The organism is Paraeggerthella hominis, assembly GCF_021044775.1.
Lineage (GTDB): Bacteria > Actinomycetota > Coriobacteriia > Coriobacteriales > Eggerthellaceae > Paraeggerthella > Paraeggerthella hominis.
Genome location: NZ_JAJNOQ010000002.1, coordinates 124,941 through 142,647 on the forward strand (window position 1 = coordinate 124,941; position 17,707 = coordinate 142,647).

The 17,707-nt window shown below is 56.6% G+C and carries 13 protein-coding genes and 1 tRNA gene; 2 read left to right on the forward strand and 12 right to left on the reverse strand.

Annotation, left to right across the window (positions count from 1 at the left end; genetic code table 11):
* Position 1: 1 nt before the first annotated feature.
* The 9 genes from LQE90_RS02800 to LQE90_RS02840 all read right to left on the reverse strand — a co-directional run bounded on the left by LQE90_RS02800 (position 2) and on the right by LQE90_RS02840 (position 10,048).
* Positions 2-1,231: a diaminopimelate decarboxylase family protein gene (locus LQE90_RS02800; protein WP_216529138.1), complete on the reverse strand. Its 1,230-nt coding sequence runs from the start codon at positions 1,229-1,231 to the stop codon at positions 2-4.
* Positions 1,228-2,769 carry an amino acid adenylation domain-containing protein gene (locus LQE90_RS02805; RefSeq protein WP_216529137.1) on the reverse strand — a complete coding sequence of 514 codons (1,542 nt, stop codon included), beginning with the start codon at positions 2,767-2,769 and terminating at the stop codon, positions 1,228-1,230. The genes LQE90_RS02800 and LQE90_RS02805 overlap by 4 nt, the downstream gene beginning before the upstream one ends.
* A 238-nt stretch (positions 2,770-3,007) precedes the next feature.
* Entirely contained in the window at positions 3,008-4,039 is a 1,032-nt protein-coding gene (locus tag LQE90_RS02810; protein WP_181792526.1) for a tyrosine-type recombinase/integrase, read from the reverse strand.
* Positions 4,029-5,033, reverse strand: a complete 1,005-nt coding sequence (locus LQE90_RS02815) for a tyrosine-type recombinase/integrase (protein ID WP_114566399.1) — start codon at positions 5,031-5,033, stop codon at positions 4,029-4,031. Before LQE90_RS02815 ends, LQE90_RS02810 begins: the two co-directional genes overlap by 11 nt.
* Positions 5,021-6,196 (reverse strand): site-specific integrase, encoded by a 1,176-nt coding sequence (locus tag LQE90_RS02820; RefSeq protein WP_114566400.1) that lies wholly within the window; start codon positions 6,194-6,196, stop codon positions 5,021-5,023. Before LQE90_RS02820 ends, LQE90_RS02815 begins: the two co-directional genes overlap by 13 nt.
* Before the next feature lie 91 nt (positions 6,197-6,287).
* Positions 6,288-7,244, reverse strand: coding sequence for an SGNH/GDSL hydrolase family protein (locus LQE90_RS02825; RefSeq protein ID WP_216529329.1), 957 nt, complete (start codon positions 7,242-7,244; stop codon positions 6,288-6,290).
* 94 nt (positions 7,245-7,338) lie between these two features.
* The gene (locus tag LQE90_RS02830) at positions 7,339-8,898 is read right to left on the reverse strand and encodes a sensor histidine kinase (RefSeq protein ID WP_231088173.1); all 1,560 of its coding nucleotides are present in this window, start codon (positions 8,896-8,898) and stop codon (positions 7,339-7,341) included.
* Between the two features lie 22 nt (positions 8,899-8,920).
* Positions 8,921-9,625, reverse strand: a complete 705-nt coding sequence (locus tag LQE90_RS02835; protein ID WP_216529327.1) for a response regulator transcription factor — start codon at positions 9,623-9,625, stop codon at positions 8,921-8,923.
* A 336-nt stretch (positions 9,626-9,961) separates the two neighbouring features.
* Positions 9,962-10,048, reverse strand: a tRNA-Leu gene (locus LQE90_RS02840).
* Between the two features lie 317 nt (positions 10,049-10,365).
* Between LQE90_RS02840 and LQE90_RS02845 the strand changes: the two genes are divergently transcribed.
* Positions 10,366-12,057 carry a diguanylate cyclase gene (locus LQE90_RS02845; protein WP_216529326.1) on the forward strand — a complete coding sequence of 564 codons (1,692 nt, stop codon included), beginning with the start codon at positions 10,366-10,368 and terminating at the stop codon, positions 12,055-12,057.
* A 13-nt stretch (positions 12,058-12,070) separates the two neighbouring features.
* On the opposite strand, the gene LQE90_RS02850 is transcribed toward LQE90_RS02845, so the two are convergent.
* Positions 12,071-12,955 (reverse strand): CPBP family intramembrane glutamic endopeptidase, encoded by an 885-nt coding sequence (locus LQE90_RS02850; RefSeq protein ID WP_216529340.1) that lies wholly within the window; start codon positions 12,953-12,955, stop codon positions 12,071-12,073.
* A gap of 58 nt (positions 12,956-13,013) precedes the next feature.
* Here LQE90_RS02850 and LQE90_RS02855 point away from each other — a divergent pair, with 58 nt between their 5' ends.
* A complete protein-coding gene (locus tag LQE90_RS02855; RefSeq protein ID WP_216529325.1) occupies positions 13,014-13,763 on the forward strand; it encodes a TraX family protein in 750 nt (249 codons plus the stop codon).
* Between the two features lies 1 nt (position 13,764).
* On the opposite strand, the gene LQE90_RS02860 is transcribed toward LQE90_RS02855, so the two are convergent.
* The gene (locus tag LQE90_RS02860; protein WP_216529324.1) at positions 13,765-15,102 is read right to left on the reverse strand and encodes an LCP family protein; all 1,338 of its coding nucleotides are present in this window, start codon (positions 15,100-15,102) and stop codon (positions 13,765-13,767) included.
* A 328-nt stretch (positions 15,103-15,430) separates the two neighbouring features.
* A complete protein-coding gene (locus tag LQE90_RS02865; RefSeq protein ID WP_216529323.1) occupies positions 15,431-17,683 on the reverse strand; it encodes a MurT ligase domain-containing protein in 2,253 nt (750 codons plus the stop codon).
* Positions 17,684-17,707 lie beyond the last annotated feature (24 nt).

The window sequence follows — 17,707 nt, forward strand, 5'->3', positions numbered from 1 at the left end:
ATCAGTTCTCCTTTTTGTCTTGTTCCGCCGCGTTATCCTGCGACCTTTTCGATGAATTGAACAGGGCTGTTTCCAAACGATGGCGTACTACGTGCATGCCTCCTGAAACATCACGCACGACCACCGACGGAAGGTCGCGGCTCAAAAACAGCGCCCGGCCCTCCGTCACGCAGTAAGCGCCCGCCCGAGCGAACGCGAGCACGTCTCCCACGGACAAATCGACGATCGGCACGTGCTTTGCAATGATGTCGTTAACCGTGCAAAGCGCCCCGCATATATTCCAAGGTTGCGAAACGCCTGCCGCCGTATCAACCTTTCTGAAAACCGGGCACTTCATAGCCATCGAGTGCCCGTAATACGAAATCTGGTGCATGCCACCGTCGATGATCGCGTAGTTTTGCCCGCTCGTCGTTTTAGCATCCACAACGCTGGTTAGATACGTTCCGCAATCCGCTGCGATGCTGCGACCCAACTCGAGAACGATGTCCCCTTCGAAAGGAAAGCCGTTCAGCAGCGTTGCAAGTTCAGCAATCGGGGCGTCTTGCATGCATCGAGCCCGCTGCTCGTCCTCATCAAAGTACTCGACGGGAAACCCGGGACCGTACTCGATCTCGTTCAGCTTCACCAAGCAGGAGGCCTCCACTTCGGCCACGACGCAGTGCAGCTTGCTCAGTTCTCTATCAAGCTTTTTGAGCGACGTTTTCTGCGTGCCCGAGTAGTACTGAATACCCTGAATGCTAACGAACGGATCGTCTTTGCAGCTGTCAACCAGCTTTTTCAGCATGGTGGAATCTACGCCGAATTGGTTTCCACTACTCAACCTGAAAAGCACGTCCGTCTGCCTGCCGTATTCGTTGGCAAGTTCGACCAGGTCTTTCAACTGTTGGGGAGACTCGATCGTGAATCTATGGGGAATGCGGCCCGCTTGGAACAATTCGTCTAAGCAGCAACGATCCTTCCACAAGCCTGAAAGCACTACTTTTTCGAACGGCACGCCCGCACTTGCGCAAATGCGCAACTCGCCTGGCGAGCACGCTTCTATGCAATCCACCAGAAACGATGCTTCCCGAACGATGAAGGGGTTTGCTTTCATCGCATAGCAGATCTTGGCGTGGGAAGGAAGCAATGCTCGCAAATGGGCGATCCGGTCGTTAAGGGCCCGCTGGTCAAAGAGGTATACGGGCGTTGGACATACGTCGAGCGCCTCTCGCAACGTCGCGTCGTCGATCATCGGACAGCCCTCGCTCGCTTCGTTGGCTCGCCGTGCAATTCCAGGAGCATTGCACGGTCGACCTTTCCATTCTTGTTCAGAGGCATGTTCTCCACCTTCGCGACGCTTGCCGGTCTCATGAAAACGGGAAGCTTTGACAAGGCGCGCTTGGGAAGCTCCTTCTCGCAAGCCGACCCCTCGTAGAACACGCACAGCCGATTCTTCTTGGAATCGAAGGCGCATCGACACCTATCGACGTCGGAGAATCCCTCGAACACCTTGTCGATCTCTTCCAGTTCTATTCGATGCCCTTGGTATTTGACCTGATTGTCCTTACGCCCGCAAAAGACCAAGTCGCCCTCATTCGTGAGCATTGCATTATCTCCCGTGCGGTACACGCGCTCGCCATAGAGGGAATTGAGGGGGTTGGGCACGAACGCCTTTTCCGTCGCTTCGCGATTACCGATATAGCCCAATGCCAGCGAAGGGCCTCGCACGATGAGCTCGCCCTTCCGGCCCGATTCGACAATACGATGGCCTGCCTCGTCGACCACCATGACTTCGCAATGCCCAAACGCCTTCCCGAGGGGAAGCTCAGCGGTGTCGACGCGTGCGCGATCAACACGGCAGTACAAACAATTGCACGTAATTTCGGTCGGACCGTACAGGTTGACGAATTCGGCATTCGACAAGGACTCAAGCAGGGATTTTAAGTGCGCCCGCGGCATAACCTCGCCGCTGAACAGCACCTTTCGAACCGTCGAAAGCGAATTGCCGGCAATTGCCCGAAACGAGCTGACCATGCACAAAGCCGCAACCGCCCAAATCATCACGGTCACGCGTTGCTCGTCCAGAAACTCAACCAAAGCTTGCGGCTGCATGAACAAACGGCGCGGCACGATGACGAGCGTTGCACCCACCGCCAAGCTTCCGAAAATATCTTTAACGGACACGTCGAAGTCAAACGGCGCTTGGTTGGCGAACCGATCGCCGTTTTCGAATTTGAATTCCGATACGAATTCGTCAATGAAGCTGATAATGGCTCCGTGACTGACAACCACGCCCTTAGGGACGCCCGTCGACCCAGAGGTGAACAGAACGTATGCCGGATCGATCGAAAGCGACATCGGCTCAACCGCGTCACGTCGCTGCATCCCGGCGCGCAAGCTGTGCAGCGCCTCCAAAGAAACGGTTTCGCACGCATTCTCAAGCTGAAGGCCGCACAACGTTTCTTCGGTGGTTACCAGAAGCGGATTGCCCAATGCCCCGACAATGTGCGCAAGCCGCGCAGGGGGAACCGACGGATCAACCGGCACGTAATACCCGGATGCAAACAACGTCCCCAGCATGATGGCAAGCGTGTCGTAGCTTTTTTCAACCATGATGACCACGCCACGATTTGCCACGTCGTATTTGGCCAGCGCCGCGCCGTATGCTGCGCTATCGTCTTGCAGCTGCTTATAGGTATAGCTGCCGAACTCGTCGACAACCGCCGTACCGCCCGGTGTCCGCTGCGCGGCCTCGGCCAAATATTCCAGCACATTGCTCTTGAGTTTCATAAGAAACCTCTCTTACCGTATTTGCTTCATGTTCTACAGTAAGAGAGCAACCTTTTCGTTTTCTAAACACTTCCTAAAGGTTTCTTTGGATTTACCGTTTTATGGACAGCTAGTGATAACATGTATTATGTGTAGCCTTTTGCAAGGCTGCATTATGTGAAGCTGGCGGCGTTTTGCCAGATGAGGCTGAATCTCATCCTATACCAGCTCCACATAATATTTTTCGGCCTCCTGCCGTCTAGACGACTGTTTTGAGAAACTCGATGAAGTCTTCCTCGGCAGGAGGTTTATAATGGGCTTTCGCTAGCACCTTGGCGTTTGCGCGCTCGATGGCCTCCTGCTTGTCTTTATCTAGGACTTGCGCGTAGATTTCGGTTGTCGAAATGAACTCATGGCCGAGCAGATCCCGAATTTTTTCCAAAGGGACGCCTTCTGCGAGCCAGTGGGTGGCACGGCTATGGCGCATCGTATGGGGTGTGATATGCCATGATGGAAACAATTCAGGATGTTCGTTGCGAGCTGTATCCACATATTTGGACAGGATGTAGGCAACTCCTCCTCTGGTCAAGCGTTCGCCCTTTTGGTTTGTGAAGAGTGGATCGCTTGGTACGTAGCTTTTGTCGCGGCGCTTCAGATATTCCCTAAGATGCGAGGTGGTGAGCGCTGAAATCCCCACAATTCGGCTCTTCCTGCCTTTGCCTACGAGGTAGACCGTGCTGCTTTCGGAAGGATTTCGCAGAGCGAGGGAGTTGGTGCTCAAATTGATCAGCTCGCCTACGCGGCAGCCTGAATCGTAGAGAAGCTGCAGTAGGGCTAGATCCCGCAGGCTTCCCTCTGCCGCTTCTTCGAGGATGGCCTTCACCGCCTCGCTCGAAAGGTATTTCAGGTGGCCCTCGCTGCCTTTCTTGGTGTGAATCGACAGGATGCCGCGACACTCTGTCAGCATTTCAGGCTCTTCATATTGAAGGTAGTCAGCGAACGATCTCAGTGCGGCGAGCCGTGCGTTTCGGGTGGCAGTCGAGTTCTCCCTTTCGTCTTCGAGCCAAAGCAAGAAGTCGCCCACCGCCTCAGCGGTAAGGTCATGCAACGTCATTTTATTAGCGGATATGCCTCGCTCGTCTCGCATGTAGACAAGGAAAAGGGAGATGGAATCTCGATACGCCGCGACGGTGTTGGCGCTCCTGCTGCGCTGCTTCGGCATCCACGAGCGCAGGAAAACCGTCACATGTTTCTGGAAGTTCTTGTTGCTTGCCAACTGCCTAGATGGCATCGTAATCCACCTCCGGGAAAATGCTCTCATCGAATGCGGCCATGGTGTTGACGATCCGACGTCGGCTCTCCTCGGTGAGATGGAGGTAGCGCATCGTGTCTTGAACGCTGGAATGCCCCAGGTAGCTTGCGAGCACGGGGAGGAGCGCGTACGGATCTTCACCTCGCTCCGCTGCGGCATCGAGCGCGTGGCAGGCGAACGTGTGGCGCAGGTCATGGACGCGCGGGAGGTCTCCTTTGACGGTAGACAATTTCAAAGTCGCATAGGCTTCTTTAAACACCTTGCGCACTGCTTGCTCCGTATAAGGGACAATGCGTTTTTCCGGGGAGGGAAATATGACGCGGTCAGCCGGCCCTTCGGCAAACCGCATGTTTTCCCAATACCGCGCGAACTCGGCTGCAAGCGACTTGGACATGGGGACGAAGCGGTTCTTCTCCCCCTTCGCGTGCCGAATCGCAAGGACGTCATCACGCATATCGACGTCGCAGGCAGCGAGGTTGAGGGCTTCGCCCAGCCGCAGGCCGCATCCGTAAAGGGTTCGAAACAGCATGGGGACGACGAGATGGCGATCGGGATAGCGCTTGTCATAGGGTATGGCGTCGAATATGCGGGCCAATTCCTGAATTTCGGCATGCGTGAAGATGTAGGGTTGGAAATCCGACGAGCATTTTGGCAGCATGTTGTTGGGGAGGACGTACGCGTCGTACCCGTTGGATTGCAGGAAGAGTCCGAAATTCCTGATCATGCTCGCACGGTTGTGCCTCGTGCCCATGGCTTCTTCTCCGCGGGGCTCGATCCATTGGAGGACGGCTTCGCGGGGAAGGACGCTATCGTCTCCAGCCGGTCTGTATGCCTCCGCCGCTTCTGAAATGCTTCGGAGCATGTAGATCTTCCCTACGTCCACTTTGTAGCCCATGGACCGCTTGTGGTTGACGAAGTCGATGCACAGCTCCGCATTCGGGCCGTTGATTTCGATTCGGTCTATAGACGGCATGGCGGCACCTCCAGGGCGACCGAGCGTAAGCGCTCGATGTCGATATCGAGATAGGGCCGTGCAGAGTCGATCTGCGATTGCCCGAGGACCGAACCGATGATTTTGTAGTCGGTTCCGCCGTCCATCATCGTCGTGGCGAGTGAGTGGCGTATGGCGTGCGATCCGTGGCGGCGGCCTACCACGTCGATTCCGGCTCGAGCGCAAAGTTCGGTGATTTTCGAATAGATAGCGCCGGCGCTGTTATAAGGTCGATATGGCTTTACTTCTGTTAGGAACACCGTGTCGAACCCCGATTCGGGGCGTTCGTTCTTTAAGTAATCTAGCAAAGCCATCTTCACGGGGTGAGTCATTAAAACGATCTGCGTCTCCCCGCTTTTGCTTTGCGCGAAGCGGATCTCGTCGATTGCCCAGTCGATGTCATTGAGCGAAAGGCGTATGACGTCTTTCGCTCGGAACCCATAGGTGACGAACAATAGAACCAGGGCCGTTTTCATCTTCGGGCGGCGAGGGCTTGCGGCTGCGGCATCCAAAAGGCATGCCAGCTCTTCGGCTGTGAACCAAGAAGGCAGTTGGGGAGCGGCTTTTGCGATTCGGCCTGTCAGCGCGTTTTCAGGCGAGTGACCCAGTTCGCGTACGGTGGACACGTATGCAAGGAAATCACGAAGCCGAGTTACGGTGACGGAAACCGATTTGGGCGCCTGGCTCTCCCTTGCGTCGAGAAGGAAAGCCGTTACGTGCTCCGGCAAAAGCTCTTCGATACATCCGATTTTGCCATCAATGAAATACAGGAATTTTCGCGCGGCGTTCAAGCGGCAGCGCTTCGTGTCTTTCTTGAGCCCCCGCTCGGTAAGATGATCGCGATACCCTTCGACAAGGTAAACAAAGCGGGCCGGGCAAGGATAGCGATAGTCTGCCCTGCAGTAAAACATGCCTATCCGGTCGAACTCGACAAGCCGACGGATGGGTAAACATAAGGAAGAGGGGGCATTGGCGAGCGCGCGTGTTGCTAACTTCTCTGAATACTGGTCGTCGCCCGAATCTTTGGCGAAACGCTCCAGGTACGCCCATCCCTTCACATACCGCTCGATGATGCTTGGAGAGTAGCCTTCGGCCTCCATATAGCGACGAGCTCTGCCGACAATCTCACTTACGGTCTGTCCCATAAACCATCCTTTCACGTTGGGAATAGAGACAGACCTATTGTGGCGATAAATTATGTGAAGTAGTAATGTCCTATAAAGAAACCTTGAACAGCTAAGACTTGCAATCACTAAACATAATATTTACTTCTTGAGCACTTTGCATAAACCAATAACCCAGTTGAACACCTCGTTGGTACACCGCTTGCGCTTTCGCGTAGTATCCGTAGGAATTCAAATGGGTCCAGTCAGATCGCAACTGCATGGATATGCAGCCAGCCGCAGCATCTTCCGCGTCTTCGTCGGTCGGCACAAGCCCCGCAGTCTCCAAACCATCTTCGATAAGAAATTGGCGCATGTTTATAAAATGGTCCCCGAATTCCGCAGCCAGCGCGGTTTCCCAGTCGGTTTGACGACCGCCCTCGCCCGGTTCAAAAGCCTCTTGCTTCCAATCGCCATACGAAGTCCCCGGATCGTCGGTATCGCCAATAATAATGAAATTCTCGCATCCAGAGTTTTTGATAATCGCACGATACTGCTCTATGAGCGTAGCATAATCGCCACCCCAACCGCCGTTGCTTCCAATTTCCAGCACCAAGATGGTTCCTGGATGCCGCTTTGCCAGCTCGACAACTTCTTCATCGACTACGATGCTCGCATCTTTGCGGTTTGCCTTAATGCCTCCCTGCATGATGCCAATCTCCTCAGACGTTGCACCTGACACGCCAAAATTGCAGGTGGTTATACCCGTCAGCTTTTGAAGCACCTCGGGATACGACAGATAGCTCGCATCAAAAACCCCACCGCCGGTTGTGATTACAGCCGAATCACGACCAGCACCCTCGGTCATGCTATCGCCCCAACAAACTATCTCTCTCGAGTCTTTTTCGTCGCTGCCTCCGGCCGCAACCAAAACGCGTTCTTTCGGGGCGTCGTATCGTACGTCTGCAAATTCGCTATCAACCGAATCGTTTTCAGCGTGATCCTCTTGGCTTGCGACACATCCCGACAACCCGACGCCAGCACAGAGCAAGGTGGTTAACGCAACGCAACATATCAGGGGTTTCTTCATAGCGCTCCTTAAAACAAAGACATGCAGCCTCCACTATGAGAAGCTATCCTTTGCCCAGGCTGAAGAGAGCCTTAAGATTTCTTAACGAAACATGCTATGCCAACGGAAGAGTTACGACTATCTCGGTTTTAAAACCAGTTTCCGGTTGGGGCGAAACGCCAATCGTTCCGCCCTGCAAATCGACGAAGCGCTTGGCGATAGAAAGCCCCAATCCCGTCCCCTTGCCCGATTCACGCGCATCATTGCTGGTAACGAACGGCTCAAATACCTGATCGCGCAAGGATTCGGGGATCCCTGTTCCGTCATCCGCCACAGCAATCACCGCCTCGCTTTCAGTGTGGTCGCACGTCAGCCGTACGGTAACCCCATCAGGATTGTGCACGCATGCGTTGTTTATCAGATTGCCAAACACGCGCGCCAAGAGCGAACTATCAGCATTCACCCAAATAGGATTGTCGGGAATCGACACATCAAGGCGACAGGAGCTCTGCTCAATAGTCGACAGCATTTCTATCGCTATGCGACGAACCACTTCGCAGACGTCCACCCGCGAAAGCTGGGGGTTGTACGAAGGATGGTTCGTTTTGGCATAAAGAAACAGCGAGTCAATCAGTCCGGCAGCCTCGTCTGACTTCTCCTTTATGGCCCTCAGGTACTCTTCCGCCTTTTCTGGAGGCACGCGCCCATCCTCAAAGGCCTGCGCATATCCCCTTATCACCGTCAAAGGCGTTTTCAAATCATGCGAAATATCTGCAACAATCCGCTGCTTGTCGTTCTGCGCGGCTTCAAGTTCGTCCATCAGCTCTATAAAGTTGTCGTACGTGGGCACTAACTCGGTCGGAACGCGATGCGCGCGGTCAGGGTTTTCGCCCCCTTCCTTGCAGGCGGTAATGGCAGCGTCCAGCGGCTTTGCCGCCCTGCGAATGATCCTTACCAGAACCGCAGCCGAAATGGCCGTAAGAACGATTGCAACAGGAATAGAAGAGAGCCAGATGATTCCATTTTGACCGATAAGCTCTTCGTACGTCGATTCGCTCACGTTCGAAGAAATAAAAACAAGGGTTCGCGGCTGATTATCGGCAGTGACGTACTCGTATTTTTCGATAGACTTATTAGCGCTGAATTCCCCGTTTATAAGGGACAGATCACGCGCGCTCAGCGATTCCCGGCCAGCAAACAAGTCGCCTTCGATGATCGTTCCGTCCAGCTTGCAGACACAAGAAGACAGCACTATCTTCGAAGTGCCGGTTCCGCTCATGCTGCACAAGTTTATTTCGTACACGGTACCGTGCTGAGCATCGGAACGCTGCAGAACCTCGTAGAAAACGCGGTCTTCTTCGCTTCCGTTAATGATTGCCAAATCGCTCGCATCGATTGATTTGGCAATATCGTCGTCACTGGCGTACAGGCGGTTCCCATCCTGGTCGAAAATCGCCATTTGAGCAGACGCAGGAACCGAACTCCTCAATTCGCTGAAAGAATCGTTTTCCAAAGCATCTCCGCTTCCCTCCAAGGCATCAATGGAAGGAAATGCGCTGCTAAGGCGAAAATCTGCGAAGTAGCCGACGGCCGAAAACAGACCCATAATCAGGATTGCGTAAATAAGCACAACCGCCATGCAGCGAAACGCCAGGCTGGAAAACAGCGACCTCATACCTCGCCCCACCGATGTCGCGTCAGCCTTCAAAACGATATCCCAATCCACGAACCGTAACGATATGCGTCGGGCTGTTAGGGTCATCTTCTATCTTCGATCGAATATTGGAAACGTGAACCATGATGCTGTCCTCGCCTCCGCCATACGATGAAGAACTGATCTGCTCGTATAATTGCGCCTTCGTATACACGCGACCAGGAGATGAAAACAGTTTGCTGAATATTTTTAATTCCGAAGCCGTGAAAGGAACCACGTTGCCGTTTTTTCGAACAATCAAAGACTCCTTATCAAACTCTATATTGCCAATGCGCACGACGGCATGGTTCAAGGAAGCATCGCCTGCGTCAGCCGCCGACAATACGTTGCAGCGTCTAAGAACCGCGCGAACATAAGCCAGTACCTCAATCGGGTCGAACGGTTTCGTGATATATCCATCAGCCCCTAAATCCAGGCCGAGCATTTTGTCGGTGGGCTGGCTGCGAGCCGAAATGATGACGATGGGAGCATCCGAAACCAAACGAGCTTCCTTTATAAAGTCGAACCCGTTCATTTCGGGCATCATCAAATCCACGAGGACAACCGACGGAAACGCGCTCTTCAGCAACTCGAGCCCCAACCTTCCATTGGCGGCAGTTTCAACCTGATAGTCGCTACCGCACAAGTAAAGGCTCAAGATTTCGACAATATCCGAATCGTCTTCAACTATGAGAACCGTTTCATTCATAACGAATCCTTTAGAAGAGTAGTGGAATACGCTGGTTCTTGCAGAGGGGGAACGACTTGCATTCATGCATCCGGAGCGTCATCCACCACTATCGCCTGGACAAAGAGACGCCACAACCAATACCATTGTGACCCTACAGATATTGAAAGAGCAAGAAATCTCGGAATTTTGCCATAATCTGCAGATTGCGCTTTGGAAAACCCTTGGAAACTAGTTAGAAAGCAATCAATCGGTGGCTTAGGGGATAGGGTGGTGCTAATGAGAAGCAGAAACTTCCCAGCAAGATCCGTGTTCACAACTAAAAGGCCCCTGGAACCAGGGGCCTTGCAATTCAAATGGTGCGGGCGAGAGGACTTGAACCTCCATGGGGTTGCCCCCATACGGACCTGAACCGTACGCGTCTGCCAATTCCGCCACGCCCGCACAAATCGTGCTTCTTCCGAAGCGGTTGAATATGTTACCGGATTCGCTTTGCAAACGCAAGAACAAATTTCCGCTATTTTCTACGCACTCTCAAACGCAGCTTTCACGCTCGCAGCAAGCCGAACCCGCCGGTCGCCCAGCACGCGCAAACGCCCACGGCAAGCCGTCAAAACCCACTTCCGAACAACGGGCTCGTCAGCTTCGCCTCGCACTCGCTATGCTACACTCGAAAACAAAACGATGCCTTCACCACCCATACCACGTGGCCCTCGCCTCGCAAGAAGCGAGGGCCTGCCGGCCGAAGGGGAACGACCGTCATGCACACCGTCCTAATCGCAAGTACGCTCGAAAGCGACCGTGAAGAGCTGGGGAGCCTGCTGACGCAAACATGCACCGTGCTGAAAGCATCTGACATCCTGGAAGCGTTCTCCCTTGTCAGAGGATCGAAACAGGGCATATCGGCCATCATTGCAGACAACGATTTCCCCCATCTTGCAAGCATGACCGGACCAAACGTTTTCGAAGGGCCCAGCGTAACCGACGGCATTCCGTTCTTTTTGATTGTAGATGACCACAACGAAGCGCCCTCCACCGAACGGACGCCGAACGCGTTGGACATCATCGTTCGACCCTTCAGCCCTTATGCATCTCGACGCATCATGAACGCCATCGAAATGAACCAAGCGCAGCGCAAGCTGCGATCGGCCTTGGCAAACGAGCGAAAAATCAAAGAAGAATACCACCACTTCCTGAAACGCATGCCGGGAGGGCTGTTCCGCTACCACGCCGACGGTGGCGAAGAATTCAGCTCGATCAGCGCCGGACTGCTTGAAATGACCGGTTACGAAACCGAGCAGGCATTTCGAGAGGCAACCGGAAACTCGTTCAGGGGATTTGTCCATCCCGAAGACCTCGAGGCCGTGGAAGAGTCCATAGCCGAACAGATGAAGTACGGCGACACCGATGTCGTCACCTACCGCATCAAGAAAAAAGACGGCAGCGTTCGCTGGATTGAGGATTGGGGACGCTTGGTGGTTGACGAGGACGGCGTTCGCTGGTTTTACGTGGCAACGCTCGACATCACCGACAAGATCACCTACCAAGAAGAACTCGAGAAAAGCAACGAGCGGCTCACCATCTTGGCAGAGCTCAACAACGATGTGCTCTTCGACGCGAACTGCCGCCTTAAGAAAACGGAGGTGTTCGGGGATTTCGAAAAACGGTTCGGGCGTCCCATGGCGTCGAGCGACTTCGACAAACTGGGTCCGCAGGGGCCGTCGTGCCAGGCCAACCACGGTGATTTCGAAATCTACCAGCACGCGTGCACGAACCACGCAGCAGCGCGCGTCGACGTTGACGTTGCCTTGCCCGACGCGCAAGGCAACCCCCTGTGGTGCCGATACCAATCCGTCGTCTTGCGAGACGAAAACGGAAAACCGTATCGCCATGTGGGAAGGCTTCTGGACACGCACGCCATGATGGTGCAGCAGCAGACGTACAGAGCGCTTGCGGAGCACGATGACCTAACCGGGGCAATTGCACGGCGCACGGCCATCGAGCGCATTCGAAAACACTGCGAGCAGCACAGCGAGACGTGCGCGCTCCTGTTCATCGACGTGGACGATTTCAAGGAAGTGAACGATCGATACGGACATCCCACGGGCGATCGCGTCCTGACGCACGTTGCCGCATTCCTAAAGGACGTCGCAGGCCCTAGCGCCGTCGTCGCGCGGTTCGGCGGCGACGAGTTCGCCGTGTTCGTACCGCATGCGCAAAACACGTCCGACCTCGATCGCCTGGTGGAGCGCATCAAAAGCGAAGCATTCGAAGGTTTTCACGACGAAGCCATAGAAAACCCGCTCGCATCATTGTCGCTAGCTGTTGGCGTAGCTCGCAGCAACTGCTCGCAAACATGCGGCAACCCGGTGTTCGAAGATCTGTACCGGCAAGCCGACAACGACTTGTACCGTGCGAAGCGCAACAAATGCTCGTGCGCCAACCAAGACTGAGGGCGGAAAACCGCTACGAATCCGAGGCCGCCTTCGACGGCGCGCGAAAAGCCGACCACGCCGCTCGAGCAGGCGCGAGCAAAAGGATCGTAGCAGCCGCAAGCACGATCAGATCGTCAAAGCCGCCGGTCACGTAGACCGGCTGCATCCCCGTAGCAAGCATGATCGGGCCCAGATAAACCAGATCAAATGCAGCGTGAACCCAGGCTAGAAACCACAGGCTGCAGCCCTTCAGGTACAAAACGGCCATGAAGAAGCCGAACAGCCCCGCCTGCACCGGCTTGAGCACGGCCTGCGTCCACGCAACCGCGTCCCCAACGGCCAGCGCCTGTCCGAACGACACATGCAGCAGCCCGAACAAAACCGCCGAAACCACCGCAGCACGCAGCGGGGCCAAGCGCGTCAAGAACGCATCCAGGGCAAGAACCCTGAAAACACCCTCTTCGAACAAGCCGGTCATCAGGCATATCGGAAGAATGAAGGCAACGCGCGCCGCGGCGTCCGAATCAAAGAAACCAACCGGTTCGGAAAGCAGGCACAGCGCGATGCCCGCGGCAAACCCTACCGCAAGCACGAAAACCACCCAACGGCCAAGGGAGCTGATCGTCTTGCAAGAACGCTGCAACGCCTTGGGACGACCAATCCTCACAAGCGCAAGCACCATGATCGACAGCGCAATCCCCTGCACAAGCGAAGACTCCAGCGTATCGTCCGGGAAGACTTGGAAGCACATCACCGACAGCACGATTGCCGCAACAAACAAACCGGGAGCCCGAAACAAAGCGAGCACGGCCGAGGAACCCTCCCCCGGAGCCGAGGCCGAGGCCGAAACGGGCCGGTTCGCTTTCCCAGCCTCGTTTGATCCGCTTGAACCGTTTGAGCCGTCCTTTGCCTGCATCACGCAATTTCGCCCTTCATCCCGCAATCCCCCAGCCGTCCCAGTATACTGGAATCCTATGAACGAATCGCTCAATACAACCGATGAAGACACGCGTAGGGGCGTCTCGTCCTTCGCTTTGAAAATCGTAGCCATAGTCGGCATGACAGCCAACCACGCGTCCTACATGTTCTATCCCTACCTACCTGCCGAAGCGTTCTGCCTACTGTTCGGTCTTGGCGGACTCGCCTTCCCCATCATGGCATTTCTGCTGGTAGAAGGCTACCGACGCACATCAAGCGTACCTAAATACGCCCGGCGCCTGCTCGTGTTTGCCCTTATATCTCAAATACCCTACGGGTTGTTTCTTGCAGGAAACCTCAACGTGCTGTTCACGTTGCTCATCGGATTAGCCGTGCTGTATCTTTACGACCGCCTGGAAAACCGAGCAGGTTTTTGGGCGATCGCGGCGGCGCTGATGGCGGCAAGCTCTCTGTGTGACTGGGGCATTCTAGGGCCCATCATGGTCCTCATGATGAAGATCCTTGAAGATCGACGCCAGCGCATTGTCTACCCGCTTTTGCTGCCCATATTGGCAGACGGAATCCCCGCGCTTGCGCGATATCTGGCAAGCTCCAATCTGGTTCTGCTATCCTTCGCGCTGTACCCCTTGGCTGGATGCACGGCCACCATTCCGCTGCTGCTCTCATACAACGGAAAGCGCGGCCTGCCGATGAAGTGGTTCTTCTATGCGTACTATCCCCTGCACATCCTTGTGCTGGGCTTGGCGAAAGGACTGCTGCTCAACGACTGGACCTGGGGCATGTAAGCTATTTCCAGTCGGCTCCCAAAACCACCAGGAAATCGGCGTTGATAACGTACGACCCGTCGTTAACCATAGCTTTGCCCACGCCAAGCGCATCGACAATCTCCTGGGCGCGATCCGCTTTTCCACCCTGCTCGTATACGACAAGCGTTTGCGGATAATCGAAGCTGTCCGCATTGCCCGACTCCACCTTGTAGCCCAGCGATTGAACGCGCTCGGCAGCCTGGGACCCCGCGCCGGTTATGCCGTTTCCATTGCGCACCGCAACCGTTCCCGAACGCTTCTGCGAAGCGCCGCCGCCGCTCAAATCGCCGCTCTCGTTCACAAGCTGCCCGCTGCCCGTACTGGCCAAGATGGTACCCGACACCTCGTCGACGATATCGCCCTCCGTAGGCGGAAGACCCTGGTCAACGCGCGCCATCATGGCCTTCCATTGCTCGACGTTGTTGATCTCGTACCACACGCCGTCGATGTAGCTGGACGTGGTGGGCTCCATGCCGGAATACATATCCGTTGCCGGATCAAGCCCCTGCATGGTTTGAGCTATGCCCACGATGTCCGTAATTTCAAGATCGGTGGTCACGTATTGGGAAAGGGCCTGCACGGTGCTTGCCATGGTGGCCACGTCAGCCGAGAGGATCTTCTTCGCAATAGCCCCCAGGACCAATCGCTGGTTCGCCGCGCGATACGAATCGCCGTCTCCGAACTCATCGTACGCATGCCGCGAACGACACAGGATAAGGGCTTGATCGCCGCTGAGCGTCTGCACGCCGGCATCCAAGTGGCCGCCGGCGTCTTCGTCGTCGATCTCCATGGGAACGTCCGCCTCAACGCCGCCCAAAGCGTCCACCACGTCCTTGAAGCCGTCGAAGTTGATTTCCGCGTAATGGGAAATGGGCACGCCCGCCAACTTGGACACGGTCTCCACCGCCAGTGCCGCACCGCCGATAGCGTGAGCGGCATTCAGCTTGTTTTGACCGTATTCGCCCATGTCAACCAGGGTGTCTCGATGGATCGAAACCATGGTGACCTTTTTGTCGACCGGATCGATCCGCGCAAGTATGATGCTGTCGCTGCGAAACTGGTCCCCTGCGTATTCCTGGGAAGCCTGACGATCGTTCGACCCGTCCGTGCCCATAAGCAGTACGTAGAACGGCTCTTTCGCCAAATCCGTATCAACGAGCGCCGCGCGCAACTTGGCATCGACCCCGGCGTGCAGGTTCCCCGACAAAATGCCGTAGTACGCGAACGCCGCGCCGGCTCCGCCCAACACGAGCACGCCCACCACCGCAAGCGCGATCACCAGCTTGCTGGGTCGCTTCCGCTTTGAAGAGCGCGGCACGTCAGCGCCGTTGCGCGACAATCGAGCGCGAGGCGTAGGAGAAGATGCGGATTGAACGCTCGGTCGCCTTCTTGCGCCATCGCCCGCGCCGCGCGAGGCGGCCGGTCGAGAAGCCCGAACGGAACCGGGCCGCGAAGAACGGTTTTCTTGCGTGGGTCGAGGTGATTCCTCATGCGCGCGCGAAGGGCGCCTTTGATTGCTTCGTTGAGAGTCCATGGACGTATTGTGCCGACGAACGCGCGACCGCGCAAGCGCGCACAAGCCTTTACTAGGAAAAGCCCATAGCGAATCGAGGGCGGATCCTCAAGGAAGCCGCCCTCGCTATTCGTTAAACGCGCACGTTCAAGCGTTTGCACAGGTATTCGTTCGCAGCCTTTTCCGCCGTGTCGTCAAGCGCCGCAAGGGAGGGGGCGGGAACTTCCGCACGCGAGACGCGGCGCTCGAGCGCCCGAGCCAGCAAAGCGTCCGCCACCTGCGGATTCTTCGCCAACAGCGGACCGTGAAGGTACGTTCCCACCACGTTTTTGTACAGCACGCCGTCCTGCTTGTCGTCGTCGTTGTTGCCATGGCCCACCGAGGAAACCACGCGCCCGAAAGCCTGAACGCCGGCGCCAAGACGCGTGCGACCGGCATGGTTCTCGTACCCCACCACCGGCATCTGCGCCAAAGGCGAGTCCAGCACGATGTTGTCGATCAGCCGGTCAGCGGATCCCGCCGCGCGCTCGGTGGTCATGTCGACGATGCCCAGGCCCTCGACCACCTCGTCGCCCAGCAGCCATTCCTTGCCGAGAATCTGATAGCCGCCGCAAATAGCCAGCAACACGCCGTCGTCCTCGACGAAGGCGCGCAGCTCATCGCGCATGCGCATGAGCTCGGTGGAAGCCAAGCGCTGCTCGCGATCGGGCCCGCCGCCCAAGAACACCAAGTCGACGTCCGCCAGATCGACGGACTGCCCGTGGTTCACGCGCTTGACCTCCACGGCAACGCCTCGGTCGCGAAGGCGGCGTTCCAGAATGCGCACGTTGCCGCCGTCGCCGTACAGGTTGAGCAGGTCGGGGAACAGGTGCGCGATAACAAGCGGGGCCTCGGAATCCGACGGGTCGGCGGCAGGGGGCACCTGCGAAGCCGAGGGCGCGCTCGCAGCAGCAACAGGCGCCTGCGAAGCGTCGGATGCGTCCGCAGCAGCGAGCGTGCCCGAAGCGCCCGGCGCGCCTGCCGACGGCGCGGTTTCAGCAGCGGCCAGCGCGTCCATGTCGGCATGAACGGGAGGAAGCGCCGTGTAGTTTGCAATAAGGTACGCCTTGACCTCGGCAGGCACGTTGGACAAACGCCCGAACAGGTCGTGAGCGTCGTCGATCAGCTGCGCGTCAAGTCCGGCATACTTCAAGCGAACCTGCAGGTCGTTGCGGCGAATGCCGCCCGCGAACACCAGCAAGTCGCGCTCGGCGGCAAGCTCCTCGAAATCAATGTCCCACAGCCACGAAATGTCGCGACCGTCGCCTTCTTTATCGTTGACGAAGAACGCCACGGCCTTGGGTCCTTCGTCCTGCAAGATGATCTTGAGGTTCTGGTTGAACCCGGTCGGGTTCTTTGCCAGGTTGAGCAGCGCCGACCGACCGGCAATCTCGTACGATTGCAAACGCCCGTTCTGCGGGTCGAACGCATCGATAGCCTGCTGAAGCGCGTCGTTCGAGCAGCCGAGCAGGCTTGCGGCAACACCCACCGCCGCCAGGTTGTACACCATGTACGCGCCGCTGAACGGAGCGCGCACCGAAAACGCGCCCGCGTTTGCGGCAACACCCTGCTGGGGCTTTCCCAGCTGAAATGACAAGCCGTCCGTGCTCAAGCGCACGTCCTCGGCGGCAAAATCAAGGCTTGCACGAGAGAAACCGCAGGTCGGACAATGAAAATCTCCCAGCTGGCCATACTGGCGAAACGCATATTCAAACATCGACGAGCAACGCTGGCACATAGTGGCGTCGGCCACCGTGTTCTGAGGCAAGCCCATATCCTGAGCAACGCCGAACGCGATGGACCGGTTTTCCGCACGCTCGGCAATCATCGCGCACAACGGATCGTCGGCGTTGTAGACCAGCACCGTGTCGGGCGACGAAGCCAGCGCGCCCACGATGCTGTCCTGGATGCGGTCGATCTCCCCCACACGATCCAGCTGATCGCGGAACAGGTTGAGCAGAACAACGTAGTTCGCCTTCAGATGCGGCAGGATCTTCGCCAGCCACAGCTCGTCGGTTTCGAACACGCCCCAATCGGACGGGCCCGCATGCAGCAGCGCCGTGGCCACGCCCGAATCCAGGTTCGCTCCGGTCCGGTTGCACACCACGCGCTGGCCCGCCTGCTCCAGCACATCGGCAAGCAGGTTCGTGACCGTGGTCTTCCCGTTCGTACCGACCACCGCAACCGAGCCCTTGGCCAGCTTCGGCGTCAGATCGGCGATGATGCGCGGATCGACGTACAGCGCGATCTTCCCGGGAAAGTTGGCGGCAGGGCGATGAAACACGTTCTTCAGTCCCCACGTGGAGACGGCGCTCACGGCGCGTGCGGCGGCGAACTGCAAACCCATAAAGTGTCCTTCGTCTTGTAGTAC

Excerpts from the sequence above, each read along its gene's own strand:
- LQE90_RS02800 (WP_216529138.1), bottom strand. The coding sequence starts at position 1,231 with ATGATCGACGACGCGACGTTGCGAGAGGCGCTCGACGTATGTCCAACG.
- LQE90_RS02845 (WP_216529326.1), top strand. The coding sequence starts at position 10,366 with ATGCACACCGTCCTAATCGCAAGTACGCTCGAAAGCGACCGTGAAGAG.
- LQE90_RS02810 (WP_181792526.1), bottom strand. The coding sequence starts at position 4,039 with ATGCCATCTAGGCAGTTGGCAAGCAACAAGAACTTCCAGAAACATGTG.
- LQE90_RS02835 (WP_216529327.1), bottom strand. The coding sequence starts at position 9,625 with ATGAATGAAACGGTTCTCATAGTTGAAGACGATTCGGATATTGTCGAA.
- LQE90_RS02865 (WP_216529323.1), bottom strand. The coding sequence starts at position 17,683 with ATGGGTTTGCAGTTCGCCGCCGCACGCGCCGTGAGCGCCGTCTCCACG.
- LQE90_RS02830 (WP_231088173.1), bottom strand. The coding sequence starts at position 8,898 with ATGAGGTCGCTGTTTTCCAGCCTGGCGTTTCGCTGCATGGCGGTTGTG.
- LQE90_RS02855 (WP_216529325.1), top strand. The coding sequence starts at position 13,014 with ATGAACGAATCGCTCAATACAACCGATGAAGACACGCGTAGGGGCGTC.
- LQE90_RS02805 (WP_216529137.1), bottom strand. The coding sequence starts at position 2,769 with ATGAAACTCAAGAGCAATGTGCTGGAATATTTGGCCGAGGCCGCGCAG.
- LQE90_RS02815 (WP_114566399.1), bottom strand. The coding sequence starts at position 5,033 with ATGCCGTCTATAGACCGAATCGAAATCAACGGCCCGAATGCGGAGCTG.
- LQE90_RS02825 (WP_216529329.1), bottom strand. The coding sequence starts at position 7,244 with ATGAAGAAACCCCTGATATGTTGCGTTGCGTTAACCACCTTGCTCTGT.
- LQE90_RS02850 (WP_216529340.1), bottom strand. The coding sequence starts at position 12,955 with ATGCAGGCAAAGGACGGCTCAAACGGTTCAAGCGGATCAAACGAGGCT.
- LQE90_RS02820 (WP_114566400.1), bottom strand. The coding sequence starts at position 6,196 with ATGGGACAGACCGTAAGTGAGATTGTCGGCAGAGCTCGTCGCTATATG.